Annotated in this window: 19 protein-coding genes; 7 read left to right on the top strand and 12 right to left on the bottom strand. The window is 73.1% G+C overall.

Translation table 11 applies throughout. The features are described 5' to 3' along the window. Nucleotides 1–42 precede the first annotated feature (42 nt). On the bottom strand, nt 43–1,392 hold the full coding sequence (locus tag ACFPP6_RS22310; protein ID WP_382045120.1) for an acyl-CoA dehydrogenase family protein: 1,350 nt from the start codon (nt 1,390–1,392) through the stop codon (nt 43–45). An 87-nt stretch (nt 1,393–1,479) separates the two neighbouring features. On the opposite strand from ACFPP6_RS22310, the gene ACFPP6_RS22305 reads away from it, so the two are divergent. Further along, a complete protein-coding gene (locus tag ACFPP6_RS22305; protein WP_382045117.1) occupies nt 1,480–2,658 on the top strand; it encodes a thiolase C-terminal domain-containing protein in 1,179 nt (392 codons plus the stop codon). Nucleotides 2,659–2,812: 154 nt separating this feature from the next. Continuing rightward, on the top strand, nt 2,813–3,502 hold the full coding sequence (locus tag ACFPP6_RS22300; protein ID WP_382045114.1) for a pyridoxine/pyridoxamine 5'-phosphate oxidase: 690 nt from the start codon (nt 2,813–2,815) through the stop codon (nt 3,500–3,502). Here ACFPP6_RS22300 and ACFPP6_RS22295 read toward each other — a convergent pair. Further along, nucleotides 3,441–4,004 carry a Zn-ribbon domain-containing OB-fold protein gene (locus tag ACFPP6_RS22295; RefSeq protein WP_382045111.1) on the bottom strand — a complete coding sequence of 188 codons (564 nt, stop codon included), beginning with the start codon at nt 4,002–4,004 and terminating at the stop codon, nt 3,441–3,443. The genes ACFPP6_RS22300 and ACFPP6_RS22295 overlap by 62 nt on opposite strands. Nucleotides 4,005–4,163: 159 nt before the next feature. On the opposite strand from ACFPP6_RS22295, the gene ACFPP6_RS22290 reads away from it, so the two are divergent. Genes ACFPP6_RS22290 through ACFPP6_RS22280 form a run of 3 tightly spaced genes read left to right on the top strand, consistent with a single transcriptional unit; the run spans nt 4,164 to nt 8,006 of the window. Next, complete coding sequence (locus tag ACFPP6_RS22290; protein WP_382045108.1) at nt 4,164–6,389, top strand: acetate--CoA ligase family protein; 2,226 nt, start codon at nt 4,164–4,166, stop codon at nt 6,387–6,389. Nucleotides 6,390–6,426: 37 nt separating this feature from the next. Next, nucleotides 6,427–7,305 (top strand): enoyl-CoA hydratase/isomerase family protein, encoded by an 879-nt coding sequence (locus tag ACFPP6_RS22285; protein ID WP_382045105.1) that lies wholly within the window; start codon nt 6,427–6,429, stop codon nt 7,303–7,305. 50 nt (nt 7,306–7,355) lie between these two features. Further along, nucleotides 7,356–8,006: a flavin reductase family protein gene (locus tag ACFPP6_RS22280; protein ID WP_382045103.1), complete on the top strand. Its 651-nt coding sequence runs from the start codon at nt 7,356–7,358 to the stop codon at nt 8,004–8,006. A gap of 74 nt (nt 8,007–8,080) precedes the next feature. On the opposite strand, the gene ACFPP6_RS22275 is transcribed toward ACFPP6_RS22280, so the two are convergent. Both ACFPP6_RS22275 and ACFPP6_RS22270 read right to left on the bottom strand, forming a co-directional pair. After that, nucleotides 8,081–9,112, bottom strand: coding sequence for a DUF4395 domain-containing protein (locus tag ACFPP6_RS22275; RefSeq protein ID WP_382045100.1), 1,032 nt, complete (start codon nt 9,110–9,112; stop codon nt 8,081–8,083). 91 nt (nt 9,113–9,203) lie between these two features. Beyond that, nucleotides 9,204–10,637 carry an MFS transporter gene (locus tag ACFPP6_RS22270; protein ID WP_382045097.1) on the bottom strand — a complete coding sequence of 478 codons (1,434 nt, stop codon included), beginning with the start codon at nt 10,635–10,637 and terminating at the stop codon, nt 9,204–9,206. 83 nt (nt 10,638–10,720) lie between these two features. Between ACFPP6_RS22270 and ACFPP6_RS22265 the strand changes: the two genes are divergently transcribed. After that, the gene (locus tag ACFPP6_RS22265; RefSeq protein ID WP_382045094.1) at nt 10,721–11,752 is read left to right on the top strand and encodes a GlxA family transcriptional regulator; all 1,032 of its coding nucleotides are present in this window, start codon (nt 10,721–10,723) and stop codon (nt 11,750–11,752) included. Between the two features lie 49 nt (nt 11,753–11,801). Here the strand turns inward: ACFPP6_RS22265 and ACFPP6_RS22260 are convergent, their stop codons facing one another. The 4 genes from ACFPP6_RS22260 to ACFPP6_RS22245 are packed head-to-tail and all read right to left on the bottom strand — an operon-like array spanning nt 11,802 to nt 16,458. Next, on the bottom strand, nt 11,802–12,875 hold the full coding sequence (locus tag ACFPP6_RS22260; protein ID WP_382045091.1) for a Zn-dependent alcohol dehydrogenase: 1,074 nt from the start codon (nt 12,873–12,875) through the stop codon (nt 11,802–11,804). A 34-nt stretch (nt 12,876–12,909) separates the two neighbouring features. Beyond that, entirely contained in the window at nt 12,910–14,373 is a 1,464-nt protein-coding gene (locus tag ACFPP6_RS22255) for an aldehyde dehydrogenase family protein (RefSeq protein ID WP_382045089.1), read from the bottom strand. Then, nucleotides 14,370–15,533 (bottom strand): acyl-CoA dehydrogenase family protein, encoded by a 1,164-nt coding sequence (locus ACFPP6_RS22250; RefSeq protein WP_382045086.1) that lies wholly within the window; start codon nt 15,531–15,533, stop codon nt 14,370–14,372. The genes ACFPP6_RS22255 and ACFPP6_RS22250 overlap by 4 nt, the downstream gene beginning before the upstream one ends. A 13-nt stretch (nt 15,534–15,546) precedes the next feature. After that, nucleotides 15,547–16,458: an SDR family NAD(P)-dependent oxidoreductase gene (locus tag ACFPP6_RS22245; RefSeq protein WP_382045083.1), complete on the bottom strand. Its 912-nt coding sequence runs from the start codon at nt 16,456–16,458 to the stop codon at nt 15,547–15,549. Nucleotides 16,459–16,560: 102 nt separating this feature from the next. Between ACFPP6_RS22245 and ACFPP6_RS22240 the strand changes: the two genes are divergently transcribed. Then, a complete protein-coding gene (locus ACFPP6_RS22240; RefSeq protein ID WP_382045081.1) occupies nt 16,561–17,484 on the top strand; it encodes a cyclase family protein in 924 nt (307 codons plus the stop codon). A gap of 264 nt (nt 17,485–17,748) precedes the next feature. Here the strand turns inward: ACFPP6_RS22240 and ACFPP6_RS22235 are convergent, their stop codons facing one another. The 4 genes from ACFPP6_RS22235 to ACFPP6_RS22220 form a co-directional block, all read right to left on the bottom strand. After that, the gene (locus ACFPP6_RS22235; protein ID WP_382045079.1) at nt 17,749–18,219 is read right to left on the bottom strand and encodes an ATP-binding protein; all 471 of its coding nucleotides are present in this window, start codon (nt 18,217–18,219) and stop codon (nt 17,749–17,751) included. Nucleotides 18,220–18,632: 413 nt separating this feature from the next. Further along, nucleotides 18,633–19,697 (bottom strand): acyl-CoA dehydrogenase family protein, encoded by a 1,065-nt coding sequence (locus tag ACFPP6_RS22230; RefSeq protein WP_382045164.1) that lies wholly within the window; start codon nt 19,695–19,697, stop codon nt 18,633–18,635. Between the two features lie 2 nt (nt 19,698–19,699). Then, entirely contained in the window at nt 19,700–20,869 is a 1,170-nt protein-coding gene (locus ACFPP6_RS22225; RefSeq protein ID WP_382045076.1) for an acyl-CoA dehydrogenase family protein, read from the bottom strand. 6 nt (nt 20,870–20,875) lie between these two features. Beyond that, nucleotides 20,876–22,075, bottom strand: coding sequence for an amidohydrolase family protein (locus tag ACFPP6_RS22220; protein ID WP_382045073.1), 1,200 nt, complete (start codon nt 22,073–22,075; stop codon nt 20,876–20,878). Between the last annotated feature and the right edge of the window lie 113 nt (nt 22,076–22,188).

Below are 22,188 nucleotides of genomic sequence, written 5' to 3'. Positions count from 1 at the left end.
GCCCTCGCTGCCTACGCTGCCTGCGCTGTGCCGCAGTGCCGTTCACGGAGCCACCGCTTCCCGCTCCGGGCACCCGGCAAACAGCCCGGAGAGCTCCGCCGCCCGGGCGCGCAGCCGCTCCGGAGGTCCGAAGAGCAGGGCGTCCGAAGCAGCCCGTTTGAAGTACAGCTGCACGTCGTGCTCCCACGTCACCCCGATGCCGCCGTGGAGCTGGACGGCCTCCGCGGTCACCGCCCGCAGCGTCTCCAGGGCCTGCGCGAGGGCGACGCCGGCGTCTCCGGCCGCCCGTACGTCCTCTGCCGTCTCTGCATCTTCTGCCGCACGCACGCCCTCTGCCTTCCGTACGCCTTCTTCCGTCCTTGCGCCTGTCCCTGCGCCTGTCCCTGCGCCCGCAGCGGAGCCGTCGCCCTCTGCGGACGGCCCGGCACCCGCCCCCGCCGCCCACGCCGCGTAGTAAGCCGCCGAGCGCGCCGCCTGCACGGACACGTAGAGATCGGCCAGGCGATGTTTGACAGCCTGGAAGGAACCGATGGGCCGCCCGAACTGCACACGCGTCCGCACGTGTTCGACCGTCAGCTCCAGCGCCCGGTCCGCCGCGCCGACGGCCTCCGCGGCCAGCATCGCCGCAGCGCTCCCGCCCAGCCGGGCCAGCGCGGCCGGGACCTCGTCGTCCGCGCGGCCGAGGAGATCGGCCTCCGCGTCCCGCAGCTCGATCCGGGCCTGCGGACGCGTCTCGTCCAGCGCGGTCAGCCGCGTGCGGCGCACCCCGCGGACCACCTCCGGCCGCAGGACGAACAGCAGCGTGCGACCGCGGACGTACCCACCCGTGCGGGCGGCGACCAGCAGCACTCCGGCGCTGTGCCCGTCGAGGACCTGCGCCGCGTCACCGTACAGAAGCCAGCCCCGCCCGTCCCCGGCCGGCCGCGCCTGCACGCCGCCCGCCCTGCCGCCCCCGGCCCAGTCGCCGTCGCCCGGCCCGGTCAGGCCGAGCGCCGCGGGCAGCGGGGTGCGGGGCAGTGCGAGCGCGCCCGTCAGCTCGCCGGAGGCGATGCGCGGCAGCAGCTCCGTCCGCTGCGTGCGCGTGCCCAGCCCGGCGACCAAGGGGGCCACGAGGCCCGCCGTGGCCAGCAGCGGGGAGGGCAGCAGCACGCGGCCCGTCTCCTCGCAGGCCAGGGCGAGCTCCGTGGGGCCGCATCCCACACCTCCGTGGCGTCGCCCGACGGCGAGCCCGGGCAGCCCGAGCTGCTCGGCCAGCTGCCGCCACAACGCCTCGTCGTAACCGGCCCGGGTGCGGACCGCGGCCCGGACGCCGTCCGGCCCGCAGCGCTTGAGCAGGAGTTCGCGCAGGGTGCGCCGGATCTCGCCCTGCTCCTCGGTGAATGCGGCATCCATGGGACACGCCCTCCCGGATCTGACGGGCCGTCATCCTAAATCCGGCAACCCGACTTTCCCACCCCCTATCTGATGTAGCGTCAGTTCATGGCCTCCGTCCGCCGCGCACGCAAGGTCGCCGTTCTCGGCATCTCCCTCTCGGACTGCGGGCGGGTCGACTCCGCCACCCCCTACGACCTCCACGCGCAAGCTGCCCGGCGCGCCCTGGCCGACTCCGGGCTCGGCCGCTCCGCCGTCGACGGACTCGCCTCCGCCGGCCTGGGCACCCTGGCCCCCATGGAGATCGCCGACCACCTGGGCCTGCGCCCCGCCTGGGTGGACTCGACCTCGGTCGGCGGCGCCACCTGGGAGGTCATGGCGGCCCACGCGGCCGACGCCATCGCCGCGGGACACGCGAACGCCGTCCTCCTCGTCTACGGCTCCACCGCCCGCGCCGACCTCAAGGCGGGCCGCCGGACCGCCGGCCTCTCCTACGGCACCCGGGGCCCGCTGCAGTTCGAAGCCCCCTACGGGCACACGCTCGTCGCCAAGTACGCCATGGCCGCACGCCGTCACATGCACGAGTACGGCACCACGCCGGAACAGCTCGCCGGCATCGCCGTCCAGGCGCGCGCCAACGCCCGCCACAACCCCCACGCCATGTACCGCGAACCGATCACCGTGGACGACGTCCTCGGCGGCCCCGTGATCGCCGACCCGTTCACCAAGCTCCAGTGCTGCATCCGGTCGGACGGCGGCTGCGCCGTGCTGCTTGCGGCCGAGGAGTACGCCGCGGACGCCGCCCGGCCGCCCGTGTGGGTGCTGGGAGCCGGCACGGCGGTGTCCCACACGGCGATGTCGGAGTGGGAGGACTTCACCGTCTCTCCCGCCGCGCGCTCCGGGCGGCTGGCCTTCGAGCGCGCGGGCGTCACCCCCGCGGAGGTGGACGTGGCCGAGCTGTACGACGCCTTCACCTATATGACGCTCGTGACGCTGGAGGACCTCGGCTTCTGCGCCAAGGGCGAGGGCGGCGCCTTCGCCGAGCAGGGCAGGCTGACGGTGGGCGGCGCGCTGCCGGTCAATACGGACGGCGGCGGCCTCTCCGCCTGCCACCCCGGGATGCGGGGCCTGTTCCTCCTGGTCGAGGCCGTGCGGCAGCTGCGCGGCGAGGCCGAGGAGGGGCGCCAGGTGCGCAGGCCGGACGGGGAGCTCCCGCGGATCGCCGTCGCGTCGGGCACGGGCGGCTGGTTCTGCTCGGCGGGGACCGTGATCCTGGCCCGCGACTGACCGGACTGCACAGGACCGAGCCGTACGAGGCCGGCCGCACGAGGCGGGCCATACGAGGCGGGGCGCACGAGACGGGACAGCAAGGAGCAGGGCCGTACGAGACGGGGCCGCAGGCAACGGCGCCGTGCGGGGCGCGCCGGTGTTGGATGGACCCATGAGCTACGACCCGGACGGCACCCGCCGGCAGCAATTCCACGAGTTCCTCCGTTCCCTGCCCGTGTGGGACACCGAGCTGCCGCGCTTCGACCCGGCCTCCGCCCCCGCCGACCCCTTGCCCCTCTTCCAGCAGTGGCTGATCGAGGCCGCCGGTGCCGGGACGCCGGAGCCGCACACGATGACGCTCGCCACCGCCGACGCGACCGGCCGGCCCTCCGTGCGGACACTGATGCTCCACGACGCGGACGAGCGCGGCTGGCACTTCGCCACCCACCGCACGAGCCGCAAGGGCCGGGAGCTGGCCGCACGGCCGGAGGCGGCCCTGGGCTTCTACTGGGCGGCGGTCGGCCGCCAGGTCCGCATCCAGGGGACGGTAACCGCCGCGGGCGCCGCGGAGAGCCGGGCGGACCTGGCCCGGCGCTCCACGGGTGCACTGGCGGCGGCACTGGTGGGCAGGCAGAGCGAGGTGCTGGCGTCGTACGAGGAGCTGGAGCGCGCCTCCGACGCGGCCTGGGAGCGGGCCCGCCGCGAGCCCGGCGCCCCCGTCGGCAGCTGGACCCTGTACGTCCTGGAGGCGCAGGAAGTCGAGTTCTTCCAGGGTGACGCCCGGCGCCGGCACGTACGCCTCAACTACCGCCGTCGTCCCCCTGCGGAAGGAGGCTGGACGACCGAGCTCCTCTGGCCCTGACCGCTTCCGGACCGGCACCGGGAAGAGAGCCGAACACCGGTATGCACAGGGGAGGTTCGCCTGCGGGCCGCGCCCCATCCAGTTCCCTGAACCGGACCGTCAGCGCCATGCCGATCCGCAGCTCGCTCTCCTCGCACCCGACGACTTCGGTCATCATCCGCGGCCCTTCGGCGAGGTCCACCACGGCCGCCGTGTAGGGCACCCGCGCGCCGAAGGGCGGGAGGTCGTTCACGTGGACGACCGACCAGGTGTAGAGCGCGGCCCGGCCACTCGCCTCCTCCCAGACCACGTCCTCGCTCCAGCAGCGCGGACAGAACTCCCTGGGGTAGTGGTGGGCCAGCCCGCAGCCGGCCGCGCGGCAGCGGCGTATGAGCAGCCGGCCCCGGCCCGCCGCTTCCCAGTAGGGCCGGGTGAAGGCGTCCGCTTCCGGGACGTCGAACCGCGGTACCGGCGGTCCGGCGGAACGCGGCGCCGCTGACGCCGGCGGACGATTCGCGTGCAATTCGCCGACCCCCTTGTATTCCGCGCCCGTTTCCCCCGGAGTTTTCCCGTCCCCGCCCTCCGTTTGTTTGCCCGCAGCGCCATTCCTGACAGAACGTCAGCTAGGTAGCCTGACTATACGTCAGCTTGTCGGCCATTGAGCAGGAGTGGACGAGACACGATGCTTGGATCGACTCACGGCACCCTCACCACCACCTCCCGTCCGGCCCGCGTGGTGGCCTGCGGCGAGCGTCCGGGCCCCGCCGTCCACGGCACGGCCGACGGCACCGATGACACCGACGTCAGCGGCAGGCCACTGCGCTCGGACATACCCGACCTGGACCGGCTCTTCCGCCCCGAGACCGTCGCCGTCATCGGCGCCTCGGACGCCGAGGGCCGCCCCAACACCGGCATCACCCGGCAGCTCATCGCCTGGTCCGAGCGGGTCGGCGCGCGCCTGCACCCCGTACACCCCACCCGTACGTCCGTCTTCGGCATCCCTTGCCACCCTTCCGTCCGCGACCTGCCCGAACGCGTCGACCTCGCCGTCCTCCTCGTGGGCGACCCGCTCCCCGTCCTGGAGGAGCTGGACGGCTCGAAAGCCGCCTTCGCCGTGGCCTTCGCCGCCGGATTCGCCGAGACCGGCCCCGCGGGCGCCGCGGCCCAGGCCGCCCTCGCGGATGCCGCCCGGCGCTCGGGGGTCCGCCTCCTCGGCCCGAACACCAACCTCAACGCCTTCGAGCGCTTCCGCGACGACCTCGACGGCCCCGCCATCGCCCTGATCACCCAGTCGGGCCACCAGGGCCGCCCGGTCTTCGCCCTCCAGGAGCTCGGCATCCGGCTCTCGCACTGGGCGCCCACGGGCAACGAGGCAGACCTGGAGTGCGCCGACTTCATCTCCTACTTCGCCACCCGGCCCGAGGTCGGGGCCATCGCCGCGTATGTGGAAGGCCTCAAGGACGGCCGCGCCTTCCTGCTCGCCGCGGACCGGGCCGCCCGGCACAAGGTGCCCGTCGTCGCCGTCAAGGTCGGCCGGACGGAGGCCGGCGCCCGCACCGCCGCCTCCCACACCGGCAAGCTGACCGGCGCGGACGACGTGGTGGACGCGGCCATGCGGCAGTTCGGCGTGATCCGCGTCGACAGCCTGGACGAGCTGCAGGACACCGCGGCGCTGCTGGCCCGCGCCCGGCCGCCGCGGGCCCCCGGCGTCGCCGTCTATTCGATATCCGGCGGCACCGGCGCCCACTTCGCCGACCTGGCCACGGCCGCGGGCCTGGCGCTCCCCGCCCTCTCCGCCGCCAAGCAGGCCGAGCTCCACCAGTGGATCCCGGAGTACCTGAACGTGGCCAACCCCGTGGACTGCGGCGGCCACCCCGTCGGCGACCGGCGCGGACGCAAGATCATCGACGCGCTGCTGAACGACCCCTCGATCGGCGTGCTCATCTGCCCCGTCCCGGGGCCCTTCCCGCCCATGAGCGACCGGCTCGTGCGCGACCTCGCCGACGCGGCGGAGCAGACGGACAAGCTGGTCTGCGTGGTCTGGGGATCCCCCGTGGGCACCGAGGAGGCCTATCGCACCACCCTCCTCGGCTCCTCGCGCGTGGCCACCTTCCGCACCTTCTCCAACTGCGTCACCGCCGTGCGCGCCTACCTCGGCCACCACCGCTTCGCCGCGGCCTACCGCTCCCCCTTCGACACCGCGCCCCGCACCCCGTCCCCCTCGGCGCGCAAGGCGCAGGAACTCATGCGCCCGGGCGAGCAGCTCAGCGAGCACGCGGCAAAGCAGCTGCTGCGCGCGTACGGCATACGCGTACCCCGCGAGCAGCTGGTGACCAGCGCGGCGGCGGCCGTGCGGGCGGCCGGGCTCGTGGGCTACCCGGTGGTGATGAAGGCCTCGGGACCGCAGCTCGCGCACAAGACCGAGCTGGGCCTGGTCAAGATCGGCCTGACCTCGGCCAGCCAGGTCCGCGACGCCTACCGCGAGCTCACCGACATCGCGCGCTACGAAGGGCTGCCGCTGGACGGCGTCCTCGTCTGCCAACTCGTCGGCCGGGGCGTCGAGATGGTGGTCGGCATCTCGCCCGACAGCCTCTTCGGCCCGACGGTGACCGTCGGCCTGGGCGGGGCGCTGGTGGAGGTCCTCCACGACACGGCGGTGGCCGTGCCGCCTTTCGGTGAGGACCACGCGCGCGCCATGCTCGAAGGGCTGCGCGGACGCGCCCTGCTGGACGGCGTCCGGGGGGCGCCCCCGGCCGACGTGGACGCGCTCGTGGAGACCGTCCTGCGTGTCCAGCGCATGTCTCTGGAACTGGGCGGGGCACTCGCCGAACTCGACATCAACCCCCTGGTGGTGCTCGAGCGCGGTCAGGGCGCCGTGGCCCTGGACGCGCTCGCCTTCTGCCACTGAACAGCGCGCGGCAGCGCGTGGAAGCAGGAGAACCCCCATGTCCCTCTCCCCCCGTGACAAGCCGCTCGACCGCGGCGGCCCCGATGACTCAGTGATACTCCACACCACTGACAACGGGGTCTCGTGGATCACGCTCAACCGCCCCGAGGTCATGAACGCCATAGCCCCCGAGCAGCGGGAACTCCTGATTTCCCAGCTGTCCGGGGCGTCGGCCGACCCGGCCGTCAGGGCCGTCGTCATCACGGCCACGGGCGCGGCGTTCTGCGCCGGCGCCGACCTGCGCGCCACCGCGTCCAGCGCCATGGACCCGGCCGTTCCGGGCGTGTCGGCGGCCTCCGTCGCCTCGGGCCGGCTGCCCGGTGACGTGGCGCGCACGATCCGCCGGGGCGCGCAGCGGCTGATCGCCGCCGTGCTGGACTGCGAGAAGCCCGTGATCGCCGCCGTGAACGGGACCGCGGCGGGGCTGGGCGCGCACCTCGCGCTGGCCTGCGACCTCGTCCTCGCGGCCGAATCCGCCACCTTCGTCGAGGTATTCGTGCGCCGTGGCCTCGTTCCCGACGGCGGAGGAGCGTATCTGCTGCCGCGGCTGGTGGGACCGCAGCGGGCGAAGGAACTGATGTTCTTCGGCGACGCGCTCACCGCCGCCGAGGCGGAGCGGATGGGGCTGGTCAACCGCGTCGTGGCCGGGGCGGGGCTGACGGCCACGGCGCTGTCGTGGGCGGAGCGGCTGGCCACGGGGCCGACGCGGGCCCTCGCTCTCACGAAGCAGCTGGTCAACGCCTCACTGGACAGCGATCGCGCGGCGGCGTTCGCCGCGGAGGCCGCCGCCCAGGAGATCAACATGACGACGGAGGACGCGCGGGAGGGCGTCAAGAGCTTCCTCGAACACCGCAGTCCCGCCTACCGGGGGCATTAGCGGGCCCGGGAACCTTCAAAACTGACGGGCCATCAGATTCAATGCCCTTCATGATGGGACACGCAGGCATGGCCGCCCTCGCCGTCCGCTATCTGCGCCCCGCCGGCACCCCGGCCCCCGCGGCGCCGCCGCCCGACCCGATGCCCCGGCCGGAGCTGCGCGCCGTCCGGGCGGACGAGCAGCCTCCACCCGCTCCCCGGGAGCTGCGCCGCGTCCTGGGCCGGTTCCCCGGCGGCGTCACCGTGATCACCGCCCCCGGCGCCGACGGCGGACCGCCCGCGGGCTTCGCGTGCCAGTCCTTCGCCTCGCTGTCCCTCGATCCGCCGCTCGTGGTCTTCATGGTCGGCCGCACGTCCACCACGTGGCCGCGCATCGCCCGCGCCGGGGTCTTCTGCGTCAACGTCCTCGGCGCCGGGCAGAGCGCGCTCTGCAGGGCCTTCGCGGTGAGCGGCGCGCAGGCTGCGGACAAGTTCACGGGCGTACGGCACGGCCCTTCGCCCGCAACGGGGTCGCCCCTGCTCGCGGACGTGCTCGCGTGGGCCGACTGCACGGTGCACGCCGTGCACACGGGCGGGGACCACCTCATCGTCGTGGGGCGCGTCGAGGCGCTGGGGGCGGACGAGGCCGCGGCCGCGGCCCAGGAGGGGCCACTGGTCTTCTACAAGAGCACGTTCGGAACGTTCACCGCGCTCGACCCGTGACCGCCGGGCCCCGCCGTGGCGGTCGCTTCCTGTGCCCGACGGCCTTTGCCGGTCCTTGTGCCCGACGATCTTCGTCAGTTCTTGTGCCCGACGACCTTTGTCAGCACGTACCGCTTGCCGGAGCCCGGCTTGCCGATTTCGTGGAAGAGCCGGGGCTCCTTGCCGGTGCCGCTGACGCTCCAGTTGCGACCGAGCTCGCACGAGCTGATGCGCAGCGACAGGCCCCGGACCTTCCCGTTGTCCTTGACCGGCTTCCACGTCCCCGAGCCGTCGCAGTCCTTCGGCCTGTCCTTGCCGGTGCCGTCCCACACGTAGTTGTCGAGGCCGTCGGCCACGGCCGTGCCGTCGGCGGACAGCTTGACCGTACCGTCACGGCCGTCGGTCCAGACGCCGGCGAGCTGCGCCGAGTCGAGCCTGGGCGGCTGGTAGACCTCGACCGCTCCGGTTCCGTAGGCGGCGGCCCCGACGGCCCCCACGGCGAGCCATGCGATGACGCCGTCGCGCGCGACCCTGCGGGCCATGCGCACAGGCCGGCCTTCCCGGATGCGCCGGCCTGCGGCTCCGGCGATCAGGGTGGCGGGCAGCAGGGCGGCCGTGAGGCAGGCCCACCACAGGAGGTACTTCAGCGGGGCCGCCGGGGAGAGGCTGCCGAGGGCCGACACTCCGCCGAACACGGCCACCGCGGCGGCCGACACGAAGGGCACCGCGGCCGCGTTCCACAGCGGGCCCTCGCGGCGGCCCGGGCGGCGGGCGACCGTACGGGCGAGCGCCAGTGCGGGCATCACGGCGACGGCCGTGACGAACCCGCTGACGAGGACGCCGAGCAGGGCGACGGCGAACACGAGCCCGGCGATCACGAGGAGGCCGTGCGGCAGGCCTTCGTGCTCGCGCGAGAGCAGCACGAGGACGCCGATGGTCCCGGCGACGGCGGCCTCTGCGCACAGCGCGGCCATCGACGTGCAGAACGCCGCGCCGAAGCCGTCCGGGTGCATGACGCGCTTCTGCGCCCGAGGGGTCTCCTCGGGCTCGGCCCCCGTCTCCGCGTCGGCCGGTGCGGCGTCCGGTATCGCGTCCGGTGCGGTGTCCGGCTCAGTGTGCTGTGTCATCACTGCCCCTCTCCCCAGGGAGAGATTCCCCCAAGGGCTGAGAGGTTGCTTTTGCCGACCGATTGACCCCTGCTTGACCTGATACAGGAGCTTATGCCGGATCCACTGCGACCCGCACGGTCGCATGCGGCCGCCTGCGGATGACCAGGGCCATGAGGGCCGCCACGGCGCACAGCGCACCCGAGGCGTACCAGACGACGTCGTACGACCCGAAGGCGTCACGGGCCACACCGCCCAGGAAGGCCACCACTGCGGCGCCGACCTGGTGGGAGGCGAGCACCCAGCCGAAGACGATCGCGCTGTCCTCGCCGTAGTGCTCGCGGCACAGGGCGATGGTGGGCGGCACGGTGGCGACCCAGTCGAGACCGTAGAAGACGATGAAGAAGACCATCGGCGGGCGGACGGAGGGCGCCAGCAGCATCGGCAGGAACATCAGGGACAGACCCCGCAGCCCGTAGTAGACGGCCAGCAGCCTGCGCGCCTCGAACCGGTCGGTGAACCATCCGGAGGCGATGGTCCCGACGACGTCGAAGACGCCGATCACGGCGAGCAGGCCCGCGGCGGCCGTCATCGGCATGCCGTGGTCGTGCGCGGCGGGCACGAAGTGCGTCTTCACCAGACCGTTCGTGGAGGCGCCGCAGATCGCGAAGGTCCCCGCGAGCAGCCAGAACGGCCCCGTGCGGGCCGCGTCCAGCAGCGCCTTGACCGCACGCCGCGCCGCACCGGGCGCGGGGGCCGGCTTGGGCACGGGGACATCGCTGCCGTACGGGGCGAGGCCGACGTCCGCCGGGTGGTCGCGCAGCAGCAGCCACACGAACGGCACGACGACGAGGGCGGCGACGGAGACGGTCACGGCGGCGGGCCGCCAGTCGTGGTGCTCGACGATCCAGGAGAGCAGCGGGAGGAAGACCAGCTGCCCGGACGCTCCGGCGGCGGTGAGGATTCCGGTGACCAGTCCCCGCCGGGCCGTGAACCAGCGGTTGGTGACGGTGGCCGCGAAGGCCAGGGCCATCGAGCCGCTGCCGAGGCCGACGAGCACGCCCCAGCACAGCACGAGCTGCCACGCGGCGGTCATGAAGACCGTCAGCCCGGCACCGGCGGCGATCACGGTCAGGGCGCAGGCGACGACCTTGCGGATGCCGAACCGGTCCATCAGTGCGGCGGCGAACGGAGCCGTGAGGCCGTACAGGGCGAGGTTGACGGAAGCGGCGAAGCCGATCGTGCCGCGCGACCACCCGAACTCGCCGTGGAGCGGCTCGATCAGCAGGCCGGGCAGTGAGGCGAAGCCGGCCGCGCCGATGATCGTCACGAAGGTGACGGCGGCCACGGACCACGCGCGGTGGAGGCGCGGGCGGCGCCGGCCGGGGCCTGCTGCGGAGCCCGGGGACACCGCGGGCTCGGGGCGCACGGGGGGCTCCGGGCGGTCGGAGGGGCTCTCCGGTGGGGTGGGAAGTCCGGTTGCGTGGGTCACGTCATCAGCATCAGGAGGCGCTTCCCGCCGGACGAGTGGCCGAAAGGACAGCATCCGCTAGGATCGGGCCACGCGATCCGGCCGGATCCGATCACGCCGGACCGAGCAGCACGGAAGCCTTGCGGGAGGCGCCGGAAATGACGCAGAAGACGGCGGGGATCACCCGCTCCGACCGGCATCCCGACGCGCCGCCGCACCGCGTGGCCGTGCTCGCCCTGGCCGGCGTGATCCCGTTCGAACTGTCCATCCCGTACCGGATCTTCGGCAAGGCCAGGACGTCCTCCGGGGACCCGCTGTACGAGGTGACGACCTGCGCCCTGGAGGCCGGGCCGGTGCAGACCGACGCCGATTTCTCGATCAACGTCGAGCTCGGCCCGGAAGCCCTGGCCGAGGCCGACACGATTGTCGTCCCGGCCTCCTACGAGTTCGGGCTGCCGTACGACGAGGGCCGGCTCGACGACGACCTGGCCGCCGCCTTGGCCCGCATACGCCCCGGCACGCGCATGGTGTCGATCTGCACCGGTTCGTACATCCTCGCGGCCGCAGGCCTCCTCGACGGCCGGCCCGCCACCACGCACTGGACCAGCACGGAGCACTTCCAGCGGATGTTCCCGTCCGTCCGGGTGGACGCCGACGTGCTCTTCGTCGACGACGGCGACGTCCTGACGTCGGCAGGCGTGGCCTCCGGCATCGACCTGTGCCTGCACATCGTGCGGCGCGACCACGGCACGGCCGTGGCGAACGAGGTGGCCCGGCGCAGCGTCGTCCCACCGCACCGCGACGGCGGCCAGGCGCAGTACATCCAGCGGCCGGTTCCCGAACCCCAGCTCGCGACGACCACTGCGGCCCGCGCCTGGGCTCTGGGACGGCTGGACCGGCCCATCCAGCTGCGGGACATGGCCGAGCAGGAGGCGATGAGCGTCCGGACGTTCACGCGCCGCTTCCGTGAAGAGGTCGGCATCAGCCCGGGGCAGTGGCTGACGCAGCAGCGCGTCGAGCGGGCGCGCCACCTGCTGGAGGACAGCGACCTCTCCGTCGACCAGATCGCGAGGGACGCCGGGTTCGGCACGGCCGCGTCGATGCGGCAGCACCTGCAGGCGGCGCTCGGCGTCTCCCCGACCGCCTACCGGCGCACGTTCCGTGCGGTGACCCGGGCCGCCCGGCGCTGAGTGCGGCGGGGCGGCGGCGTCCGGCGCGGGGCCGGGGCGGGGGCCGCGCTCAGCTGCGGAAGGTGAGGACGGCGCGGGAGACGCGGCCGTTCAGGGTGTCGTCCGCGGCCTGCGCGAAGTCCTCGACCGGGTAGGTCCTGGTGACGAGTTCGTCCAGGAGGAGGCGCCCCTCCTGGTAGAGCCGGGCGTAGAGGGCGATGTCGTGCTGCGGGCGCGAGGATCCGTAGCGGCAGCCCAGGATCGCCTTGTCGAGGTAGAGGGACGAGACGCGGAAGGACGCCTCGGCCCCGGCCGGCGGCACGCCGAGCAGGACCGCCTGGCCGTGCCGGTCGAGCAGGTCGATCGCCTGCCGGACGAGTCCGGTGTCGCCGACGCACTCGAAGGCGTGGTCGGCACCCGTCGGCAGGATCGCGCGGACAGCGGCCGAGCTGTCGGGGACCGCGGCGGCGTCGACGAAGTGGGTGGCTCCGAACTGCCGGGCCGCCGCTTCCTTGCCCGGATCGGCGTCGACGGCCACGACGACCGAGGCTCCGGCGATCCGGGCACCCTGGAGGACGTTGAGCCCGATCCCGCCGGCGCCGATGACGACGACCGATGCGCCGGGACCGACCCGGGCGCGGTTGAGGACGGCGCCGACGCCGGTGAGGACGCCGCAGCCGATCAGTGCCGCCGAGGTCAGCGGTATGCCGGTGGGAATCCTGACCGCCTGGACGGCTTTGACGACGGTGCGTTCCGCGAAGACGGAGCAGGACGCGAAGTGGAAAAGTCGCTCACCCCTGCGGGTGAACGGCCGGGCCGGTTTGCCGATCGACTCGCGGCACATGGTCGGCCGGCCCCGGTCGCATTCGCCACAGGCGCCGCAGGCGGCGAGCGTGGACAGGGCCACGTGATCACCGGGCGCGACGTGGGTGACGCCGGGCCCTACGGCCTCGACCACACCCGCGCCCTCGTGCCCGAGCACCACGGGCAGCGGGTACGGGATGGTGCCGTCGGTCACGGAGAGGTCGCTGTGGCACAGGCCGGCGGCCGCGACGGCGACGAGGACCTCGCCGGGGCCCGGTGCGCGGACTTCCAGATCGTCGGCGACCAGGGGGTGCTTTCCGTCGAAGATGACGCCTCGCATGGCTGCGGTCCTCTCGGAAGGGTGCGGCGCGGGCTCAGGACGCCCAGACGACCGACTGGAGTTCGCTGTACGCGTGCAGGCCGAACGAGCCGCCGTCCCTGCCGACGCCGCTCTCCTTGAAACCGCCGAACGGTGTCTCGGGGTGCCGCTGGAGGGTGTTGACGCCGACGTTCCCGCTGCGCAGGCGCGCGGCGAGGGCCCAGGCGCGGGCGGAGTCGGCGCTGAAGACGTAGTCGTGGAGGCCGTAGGAGGTGCTGTTGGCGAGGCGGACGGCTTCCTCGTCGTCCTCGAAGGGCAGGGCGACGACGACGGGCCCGAACAACTCCTCGCGGGCGACCGGGCTTTCGGGGGAGACGCCGGTGATGAGGGTCGGGGCGACGTAGAAACCCGGCTTGATGTCGGGGCGGGCGCCCCCGACGACGATCCTGGCGCCTTCCGCGCGGGCCGCGGCGATGTACGCCTCGACCCGGTCGCGCTGTGCGGCGGAGATCAACGGGCCGACGACCGTGGAGTTGTCCACAGGGTCCCCGATCTTCAGTGCGCGGGCGTAACGTTCGAGACCGGCGACGACCTTCTCGTACAGCGCCCGCTGCACGAGCACCCGGGTCGGCGCCGTGCAGATCTGCCCGCTGTGGAAGGACCAGACCGAACCGACCGCCCCGATCGCCGACGTGAGCACCGCGTCGTCGGCATCCCCCAGGACGATGGCCGCGCCTTTACCGCCCAGCTCGAGCAGGGTGCGCTTCATCGACCTCCCCGCGGCCTCGGCGATCTGTCCTCCGACCGTGGTGGAGCCGGTAAAGCTGATCATGTCGACACCGGGGTGGGACACGAGCGCTCGGCCGGCGCCCGGTCCCGAGCCGGTGACGATGTTGAAGACACCGTCCGGGAGGCCGGCCTCCCGGAGGATCGGGCCCAGGCGGAGGCAGCAGAGGGGATCCTGCGGCGCCGGCTTGGCGACGACCGTGTTTCCCATGGCCAGGGCAGGCGCGAGCTTGCCCGCGAGGTTGACGAGCGGGAAGTTGTAGGAGGTGATGCAGGCGACGACGCCCACGGGGCGACGGACCGCGGCCGCGCCCACCAGGCCGCCGGGAGCGAGCGGGCTGCCCTGGACCGGGTGCGGCGCCAGCGGGATGACCGCCGGCTCCACCGCGCCGCGGGCGTAGCGGCGGAAGCGGTCCGCCGCCGGGGGCAGTTGCAGGGCCGAGGTGACGCGCGCCGTCGCGCCCGTCTCGGCCTGGAGCAGGGGCAGGAGCTCCGCTCCGTGTTCGGTGATCAGTTCCGCTGTCCGGTCCAGTACGGCCGCGCGCTCGCGCGGATCCGTACGGGACCAGCCGTCCTGCGCGGCCTGTGCGGCGGTCACGGCGGCGGCGACCTCGGCGGGGGTCGCCTCCGGCGCCGCCCCGACGACCTGCTCGGTCGCCGGATTGACAACTGAATAGTGACCTTTTTCGGGCGTGCGCCACCTACCGCCGATCCAGTTCCCGTACGTCCTCATGGCCGGGGCTCCTTCGGCAGGCCGAGCACGCGCTCGGCGATGACGGTGCGCTGCACCTCGGCCGAGCCTCCGTAGATCGTGTCGGCCCTGGAGAAGAGGAACATCCGCTGCAGCGCGTCGAGTTCGTAGGGCCGCTCTTCGCTCCAGTCGTGCGGGCCGAGGGCCGCGTCCGCGCCCCGCACGTCCATGGCCAGCTCGCCCAGGCGCTGGTGCCAGCTGCTCCAGAGCAGCTTGGCGACGCTGGGTGCACCGGGGACTCCCGTGCCGCCCAGGGTCCGCAGGGCCGTCCACCGCATGGTCCTCAGGTCGGCCCATTGCCGTACGATCCGGTCGCGCACCGCCGGTTCCGCTGCGGCTCCCGTCTCCCGGGCGAGGCGGACGACGCGGGCGAGCTCGGCGGCGAAGCCGATCTGCTGCGCGAGGGTGGCCACCCCGCGCTCCCGGCCGAGGAGGTCCATGGCGACCCGCCAGCCGTTGCCCTCCCCGCCGAGCACGTGGTCGGCGCGGGCTTCGGCGCCGTCGAAGAACACCTCGTTGAAGTCGGCCTCGCCGGTCAGCTGCCGGATCGGGCGGACCTCGATGCGGCCGGGCTGGTCCATCGGCACGAGCAGAAGGGAGAGCCCGTGGTGCCGGTGGGAGCCCACGGTGGTGCGGGCGAGCAGGAAGCACCAGTCGGCCCGGTGGGCGTAGGAGGTCCACAGCTTCTGGCCGGTAATGCGGTAGGTGCGGCCGCCGGCGTCCCTGACGGCGGCGGTGCGGACGGCGGCGAGGTCGGAGCCTGCGCCGGGTTCGCTGTAGCCCTGGCACCAGATCTCCTCGCCACGGGCGATGGCGGGGAGGAAGCGGGTGCGCTGTGCGGGGTCGCCGTGGGCGAGGAGGGTGGGGGCGAGGAGGTGCTCGCCCATGTGGCCGAGGCGGGCGGGCGCCCCGGCCCGGGAGTACTCCTCGGCCCAGACGACCTGTCCGGTCAGGGGCGCGGTGCGGTTGCCGTAGTTGCCGGCTGCGGGGTCCCAGCCGAGGCCGATCCAGCCGTCGGCGCCCAGTTCGCGTTCCCAGGCGCGGCCCGCGGTGGGAGGCGGCTCCCCGGCGAGGTGTTCGGTGAGCCAGGCGCGCGCCTCCTGCCGGAGGGCCCGGTCCTCCGGCCCGAAGGAGAAGTCCATGGGTGGCTCCCCGTCACGCGTTGGGGCGGGCTTTGGCAGCGGCCGCTTCGGCGATCGCCTCCAGGCGGGCGAGCATCGGCATGGGGTCGGTGCCGACGGTACGGGGTAGAAGGCCGGCGATCCGCTCCGGCGTCCAGGGGCCTTCCGCGCAGACGGAGCGCAGTTCGCGGGGCTGAGCCCACACGGCGATCCTGGGTCCGGCCACCGTGTAGACCTGCCCGGTGACGCCCTGCTCGCGGGCCTGTTCGCCGAGCAGGTAGACGACGAGTGCCGCCACGTCCTCGGGGTCGCCGATCTCCTCGAGCTCCATCGGCACGCCGGCGGACATCCGCGTGCGGGCCACGGGGGCGACGCAGTTGGCCGTGATCCCGTATTTGTGCAGGCCGAGGGCGGCGCTGCGGACGAGGGAGATGATGCCGCCCTTGGCGGCGGAGTAGTTGGCCTGCGCGACGCTGCCCTGATGGTTGCCGCTGGTGAAGCCGATGAGGGTGCCGTGTTTCTGGCGGCGCATGACTGCGGAGGCGGCCCGGAAGACCGTGAAGGTGCCCTTGAGGTGGGTGGCGATGACGGGGTCCCACTCCTCCTCGGTCATGTTGAACAGCATCCGCTCGCGCAGGATCCCGGCGGCGCAGACGACGCCGTCGAGCCGCCCGTAGCGGGCGAGGGCGGTGTCCACGATCCGCTGTCCGCCGGACATGGCCGATACGTCGTCCGCGACGGCGACGGCCTCGCCCCCGGCCGCCTCGATCTCCTTGACCACTGCGGCGGCGACCTCGCTCGTGGGTTCGTTCCCTTCGACGGAGACGCCGTAGTCGTTGACCACGACCTTCGCCCCCTCGGCCCCGCAGGCGAGGGCGATGGCGCGGCCGATGCCGCGGCCCGCGCCGGTGACGGCGACCGCCTTTCCGGCCAAGAAGCTCCCCATGGCGCACGCCCCTTCCCGCTCCATCTGACGGACCGTTAGATTTTTGGGCAGAGCCCGCGAAGGCACAAGCCCCGCACAGGGACCGATCCGGGGAGGGAGTCCATGCCGCTGCCGCCGGAGTTCCACGCGATCGCCAAGCGGGTCAACAACTGGGGGCGTTGGGGCGAGAGGGACGAGGTCGGCACCCTCAACCTGATCACGGACGCCGTCGTCCGCGAAGCCGCGGCCACCGTGCTCACCGGCCGGAGAGTGCCCCTGGCCGTACCTCTGCGGCAGCGCGGCATCCAGACCGGGCTGATTCCCGGCAGGGTCAATCCCCTGCACACGATGCTCTCCGTCAACCAGCAGTACGCCCCGGAATCAGTGGCCACGAGCGATGACGCCGTCACCATGGGCCTCCAGGCGGGAACCCACTGGGACGCACTGCCGCACGTCTCCCACGGCGGCAGGATCTACAACGGGCGGCCCGCGGACTCGGTGACCGCGCAGACGCGCGCCGCCTACAGCGGCATCGAGAAGGCCCGGCACGTCGTCTCGCGCGGGGTGCTGCTCGACGTGGCGCGCACCCGGAGCGTGGACCGGCTGGAGCCCGGCCACGCGGTCACCCCGGAGGACCTGGAAGCGGCCGAGGCCATGGGAGCGGTCGCCGTGGGCCCGGGGGACATCGTGCTCGTCCGCACCGGTCACATGCAGCACTATCTGGCGGGCGACCGGCGGGCGTACGGGAATTCGTCGCCCGGACTGTCGATCCGGACGCCCGAGTGGTTCCACGCCCGGGACGTGGCGGCCGTCGCCGACGACACCCTCTGCTTCGAGGTCTTCCCACCGGAGATCGAGGGCCTGTGGCTACCGGTGCACGCACTCCACCTCGTGGAGATGGGGATGATGCAGGGGCAGAACTGGAACCTGGAGGAGCTCTCCGCGGCATGCGCGGAGGAGCAGCGCTACGCCTTCCTGCTGACGGCGACGCCCGAGCCCTTCGAGGGCGGGGTGGGGGCGCCCGTGGCGCCGGTCGCCGTGCTCTGAGTCCGCGACGGACGGACAGGCCGGCAGGACAGGGACCCAAGGGACGTGGGCAGGCGGCGACGTGCCGATGCGCACCCCGAGCACGGCACCGCACGTCGCCGCCGGCTCCGGCGCTGGAGCCCTGGACTGCGCCGGACCGCGACCCGTACTCGCCAAGGCAGCCCGGTGACCGTGGGCCTCTCGACGTCCCCTCGCAACGAATCGCTGCATCCAAGGGTGATCACGTGGACACTTCACGTCAACACCTGGTCTGGACTTTGTCGATTAAGCCCGATTTATGACGGCGCGCGGTCCATCGAAAGCGCCGACCCATGAGGGGCCCGTGCGGTCGACCTCGCACCAGATGCGCTTGCCGCTGCCCTCGGCCTGCCAGCCCCAGCGGTCGGCGAGGCCGTCGACCAGCTCCAGGCCGCGGCCGCCGGTGTCCTCGCCGCCCGCGCACCTGCGGCGGGGCGGGCGGGCACTGATGTCGGCGACCTCGACGCGGACGGTGCCCCCGTAGCCGCCGACCCCGGCGGCGCCGGCACCCGGGAAGAGCATCCGCAGCACGGCCGGGCAGCCGGTGTGGACCACGGCGTTGGTGACCAGCTCGGAGATCAGCAGGATCAGCGTCTCGGCGAGCGGCTCATCGACGCCTATCCCCGACCCGGCCAGCCGCGACCTCGCCCACCTACGGGCGCGCCCCACCTCCGCGGGATCGGCCCGGACCTCCATCTGCATCTGAAGCACCTGCACCGCTCACACCATCCGTACCGGCGGACACAACGCCTCGCGTCTCCGAGGGATCACGGAACGTGATCTCTTTCCGAGACAGCATGGTTGACGCACAGTCACCCCAACAAGCGCTTCGGGCATATTCCGGCGCAAAGGAGTATGGCTGCTGCATACTGTGCGACGCGTGCTGCGGAGACTCGAACACCGAGGGCCTTTCGGACCCGTTCCGGGACGAGCATCAGACATGTGCACGCCCGGCGACGCCACATGGGCAACTTCCGCCCCGTCGCGCTTCTGAACCTCTCGCATTCAAGGGAGGGTACCCGAGCCCGGACCCGACTCCGCCCTGTCACGAGTAACGTCCGGGACACAGCCTGATATCGACATGCTGCGAGCGGTTCGGCATGACATGCCCGGCATTTCACCCATGACCATTACGCCGTGACATTCTCTGCGTCCAGAACATCCGTTGCATCATTCGCCGGAGAGTGCCCCGGGATGTGTGAAGCATCGCCGAGCAGGGTATTCGCAAGCAATTCCTCGGAATCAGTGGAGGACTGCCATTGACGGAGCCTCAGCCAGGCGCGTTTGAGGTGCAGATGAACGTCGGATTCCCAAGTGAACCCCAGGCCACCGTGCACTTGCAGACAGTCACGAGCATTGCGCACAGCTGCACTGTCAGCGAGCAGTTTGGCGGCGGCGATTTCAGCCGGTTCGCCGGGCTCCACCGAGAGTGACGCGGCATAGACCGCCGCACGCGCGAGTTCGGCGCGTACGAGCATCTCGGCGCAGAGGTGCTGCACCGCCTGGAAGCCGCCGACCGGGCGGCCGAACTGGGAGCGGTGCCGGGCGTGGGAGACCGCCAGCTCGACGGCCCGGAAGGCGCTGCCGAGTTGCTGCGCGGCGGTCAGCAGGGCGGCCTCCCGCCGCATCCGGGCCGCATCGGCGGGCAGGTCGGGCGCTCCGCCGTCCAGGGCCCGGGGCAGCTGCCGTACGAGGTGGAGGGGCGTCGTGGGGTCCACGCACCGGACGGGCCGCGCCCGCAGGGCTCGCGGGGCTCCCCCGGCGCCCGTGTGCAGGAGCCGTGCGGCCGGGCCGTCGAGCAGCAGGACGGCCTCGGCGGAGGCGAGGTGCTCGGCCGCTCCGGGACCGTCCAGGGCCGTCACCACACAGTTGCCCTCGGCCGCCCCCTCGACAAGACCCGCGGCCAGGTGCGTGGCGACGAGCGGCCCCGGAAGCAGGGCGCGCCCGGCCTCCTCGAAGAGGAGGACCGCCTCGGGCATGCCGAGCCCCACCCCGCCGTCCTTCTCCGCCAGCCGCAGGGAGAAGAACCCGGCCTCCCCCAGGGCCCGCCACAGCGCGGGGTCCGGCCCGCCCTGGCCGGCCGGAGAAAGAGGGTCGGCCAGGGCACGCAGCCGCTCGCGGGGGTGGCGGGCGGCGAGGAGGCTCCGCATCCCCGCCTGCAGGGCCCGCTGGTCTTCGGTGAGGCGGAAGTCCATGGTCATCGCCCCTTGGGGAGGCCGAGGATGCGCTCGGCGATGATGTTGCGCTGAATCTGGGAGGTGCCCGCGGCGATCGTGTAGGAGAGCGAGGACAGGCGCTGCGCCGTCCACTCCTGACGGGCGTCCAGGGACTCCGGTCCGAGCACCTCGGCGGCGGCCTCGTAGAGCTCCTGGCGGGCCTGGGAGTAGCGCAGCTTGAAGACGGAGCCGCCGGCGCCCGGGACTCCGTCGCCGCCGGTGCGCGCGGCGTGGGCGGCTTCGCTGACGTTCCACTGGACGAGCCGCCACAGCGCCGTGAATTCGGCGTGCAGGCGCCCGAGGCGGCGGCGCAGTACCGCGTCGTCCCAGCGGCCGTTGGCGCGGGCGGTGCGGGCGAGCCGGGCGAGGGTGCGGCGGCAGGCGACGACCTCGCCGGCGAAGGCGGTGCCGCGCTCGTAGGAGAGAGTGACCATGCTGACGCGCCAGCCGTCGTTCTCGGGGCCGACGCGGTGCGACGCCGGCACCCGCACCTCGTCGAGGAACACCTCGGCGAACTCGGCGGTCCCCGCGAGGGTGCGCAGCGGCCGGACGGTGACGCCGGGGGCGTTCATCGGCAGGGCGATCCAGGAGATGCCGCGGTGCCGGGGGGCCGCGGGGTCGGTGCGGACGAGGAGTTCGCACCAGTCGGCCACCTCGGCGTGGGAGGTCCAGATCTTGCTGCCGGTGATGACGTAGGAGTCGCCGTCGCGGACGGCCCGGGTGCGCAAGGAGGCCAGGTCGGAGCCGGCGTCGGGTTCCGAGAAGCCCTGGCACCAGATCTCCTCGCCGCGCAGGATCGGGGGCAGCCAGCGGGCGCGCTGGGCGGCGGTGCCCTCGGCGGCGATGGTGGGGCCCGCGTGCAGGAGCCCGACGAAGTTGGCGCCCACGTAGGGGGCTCCGGCCCGCTCGGCCTCCTCGATGAAGATCAGGTGCTGGGCGGGGGTGGCACCGCGGCCGCCGGCTTCGGTGGGCCAGTGCAGGCCTGCGTAGCCGGCGTCGTGGAGGGCGCGCTGCCAGGCGCAGTCGTAGGCGCGGCGGGCGGGCCAGTCGTCGGCGGGCGGCTCGGGGGGCAGCCCGGGCAGGGTGTCGTGGAGCCAGGTGCGCAGCCGCCGGCGGAAGTCCTCCTCTTCCCGGGTGAGGGTGAGGTCCATCGCGCCTCACCCGCCCAGGGGGTCGAGGTCAAGGCCGAGCATGCGGATGGCGTTGCCGCGCATCAGCTTGCGGACGGTCTCGTCGTCCAGCCCCCGCACGTGTTCGAGGGCGACCTGCCTGGTGTGGGGGAAGGTCGAGTCGACGTGGGGGTAGTCGGTCTCGAAGGTGGCGTTGTCGCGGCCGACGACGTCGAGCGAGGCGACGCCGTGCTTGTCACGGAAGAAGCAGCAGAAGATCTGGCGGTAGTAGTACGTGGAGGGCGGCTCGGGGACGATGTCGCGCACGCCGCCCCAGGCGCGGTGTTCCTCCCAGACGTCGTCGGCGCGCTCCAGGGCGTAGGGGATCCATCCCATCTGGCCCTCGCTGTAGGCGAGTTTGAGGCGGGGGTGGCGTACGAGGACGCCGCTGAAGAGGAAGTCGGCCATCGAGGCCATGGCGTTGTTGAAGGACAGGGTCGCCTGGACGGCGGGCGGCGCGTCCGGGGATGCGGCGGGCATCTGCGAGGAGGAGCCGATGTGCATGTTGACGACGGTGCCGGTCTCCTGGCAGGCGGCGAAGAAGGGGTCCCAGTAGCCGGTGTGGATGCTGGGGAGGCCGAGGTGGGTGGGGAGCTCGCTGAAGGTCACGGCCCGGACGCCGCGGGCGGCGTTGCGGTGGATCTCGGCGACGGCGAGGTCCACGTCCCACAGCGGGATGAGGCACAGGGGGATGAGCCTGCCGCCGCTGTCGCCGCACCATTCCTCGACCATCCAGTCGTTGTAGGCGCGTACGCACGCGAGGGCGACCTCCTTGTCGTGCGCCTCGGCGAAGGTCTGGCCGCAGAAGCGCGGGAAGGTCGGGAAGCAGAGGGACGCCTCGACGTGGTTGAGGTCCATGTCCTTGAGGCGTTCCGCGGGGTCCCAGCAGCCGGGGCGCATCTCGGCGCGGGTGATGCCCTCCAGGGTCATCTCGTCGCGGTCGAAGCCGGCGGCGGCGATGTTGCGCTTGTACGGGAAGCGGAGGTCCTCGTAGATCCACCAGTCGGCGGGCGGCCCGTCGGGGTCCATGGAGATGGCGTACTTGCCGCCGGTGTACTCGAGCCGGCCGATGCCGGCGGTCAGGGGGCGGGGGCCGCGGTCGCGGTAGCGGGCGGGCAGCCAGCGCTCGAAGAGGTGGGCGGGCTCGATGACGTGGTCGTCGACGCTGACGATGCGGGGCAGTTCCATCGGGGGGCGCTCCCGTTATCTGACGGTCAGTCAGTTATGAGGCTAGCCCCGGCCCCCTGGACCGACAAGCCGTGACGGCCTACGCTTCGCGGCACTTCTCTGACGCACAGTCA

Origin of the sequence: Streptomyces aureoversilis, assembly GCF_042657885.1 — a bacterium.
GTDB classification, from domain to species: Bacteria; Actinomycetota; Actinomycetes; order Streptomycetales; family Streptomycetaceae; genus Streptomyces; species Streptomyces aureoversilis.
This window is presented reverse-complemented; position numbering and strand designations above follow the sequence as displayed.

Coding starts and splice junctions, on each gene's coding strand:
- ACFPP6_RS22310 (WP_382045120.1), bottom strand. CDS start 1,392: ATGGATGCCGCATTCACCGAGGAGCAGGGCGAGATCCGGCGCACCCTG.
- ACFPP6_RS22305 (WP_382045117.1), top strand. CDS start 1,480: ATGGCCTCCGTCCGCCGCGCACGCAAGGTCGCCGTTCTCGGCATCTCC.
- ACFPP6_RS22300 (WP_382045114.1), top strand. CDS start 2,813: ATGAGCTACGACCCGGACGGCACCCGCCGGCAGCAATTCCACGAGTTC.
- ACFPP6_RS22290 (WP_382045108.1), top strand. CDS start 4,164: ATGCTTGGATCGACTCACGGCACCCTCACCACCACCTCCCGTCCGGCC.
- ACFPP6_RS22285 (WP_382045105.1), top strand. CDS start 6,427: ATGTCCCTCTCCCCCCGTGACAAGCCGCTCGACCGCGGCGGCCCCGAT.
- ACFPP6_RS22280 (WP_382045103.1), top strand. CDS start 7,356: ATGATGGGACACGCAGGCATGGCCGCCCTCGCCGTCCGCTATCTGCGC.
- ACFPP6_RS22275 (WP_382045100.1), bottom strand. CDS start 9,112: ATGACACAGCACACTGAGCCGGACACCGCACCGGACGCGATACCGGAC.
- ACFPP6_RS22270 (WP_382045097.1), bottom strand. CDS start 10,637: ATGCTGTCCTTTCGGCCACTCGTCCGGCGGGAAGCGCCTCCTGATGCT.
- ACFPP6_RS22265 (WP_382045094.1), top strand. CDS start 10,721: ATGACGCAGAAGACGGCGGGGATCACCCGCTCCGACCGGCATCCCGAC.
- ACFPP6_RS22260 (WP_382045091.1), bottom strand. CDS start 12,875: ATGCGAGGCGTCATCTTCGACGGAAAGCACCCCCTGGTCGCCGACGAT.
- ACFPP6_RS22255 (WP_382045089.1), bottom strand. CDS start 14,373: ATGAGGACGTACGGGAACTGGATCGGCGGTAGGTGGCGCACGCCCGAA.
- ACFPP6_RS22250 (WP_382045086.1), bottom strand. CDS start 15,533: ATGGACTTCTCCTTCGGGCCGGAGGACCGGGCCCTCCGGCAGGAGGCG.
- ACFPP6_RS22245 (WP_382045083.1), bottom strand. CDS start 16,458: ATGGGGAGCTTCTTGGCCGGAAAGGCGGTCGCCGTCACCGGCGCGGGC.
- ACFPP6_RS22240 (WP_382045081.1), top strand. CDS start 16,561: ATGCCGCTGCCGCCGGAGTTCCACGCGATCGCCAAGCGGGTCAACAAC.
- ACFPP6_RS22230 (WP_382045164.1), bottom strand. CDS start 19,697: ATGGACTTCCGCCTCACCGAAGACCAGCGGGCCCTGCAGGCGGGGATG.
- ACFPP6_RS22225 (WP_382045076.1), bottom strand. CDS start 20,869: ATGGACCTCACCCTCACCCGGGAAGAGGAGGACTTCCGCCGGCGGCTG.
- ACFPP6_RS22220 (WP_382045073.1), bottom strand. CDS start 22,075: ATGGAACTGCCCCGCATCGTCAGCGTCGACGACCACGTCATCGAGCCC.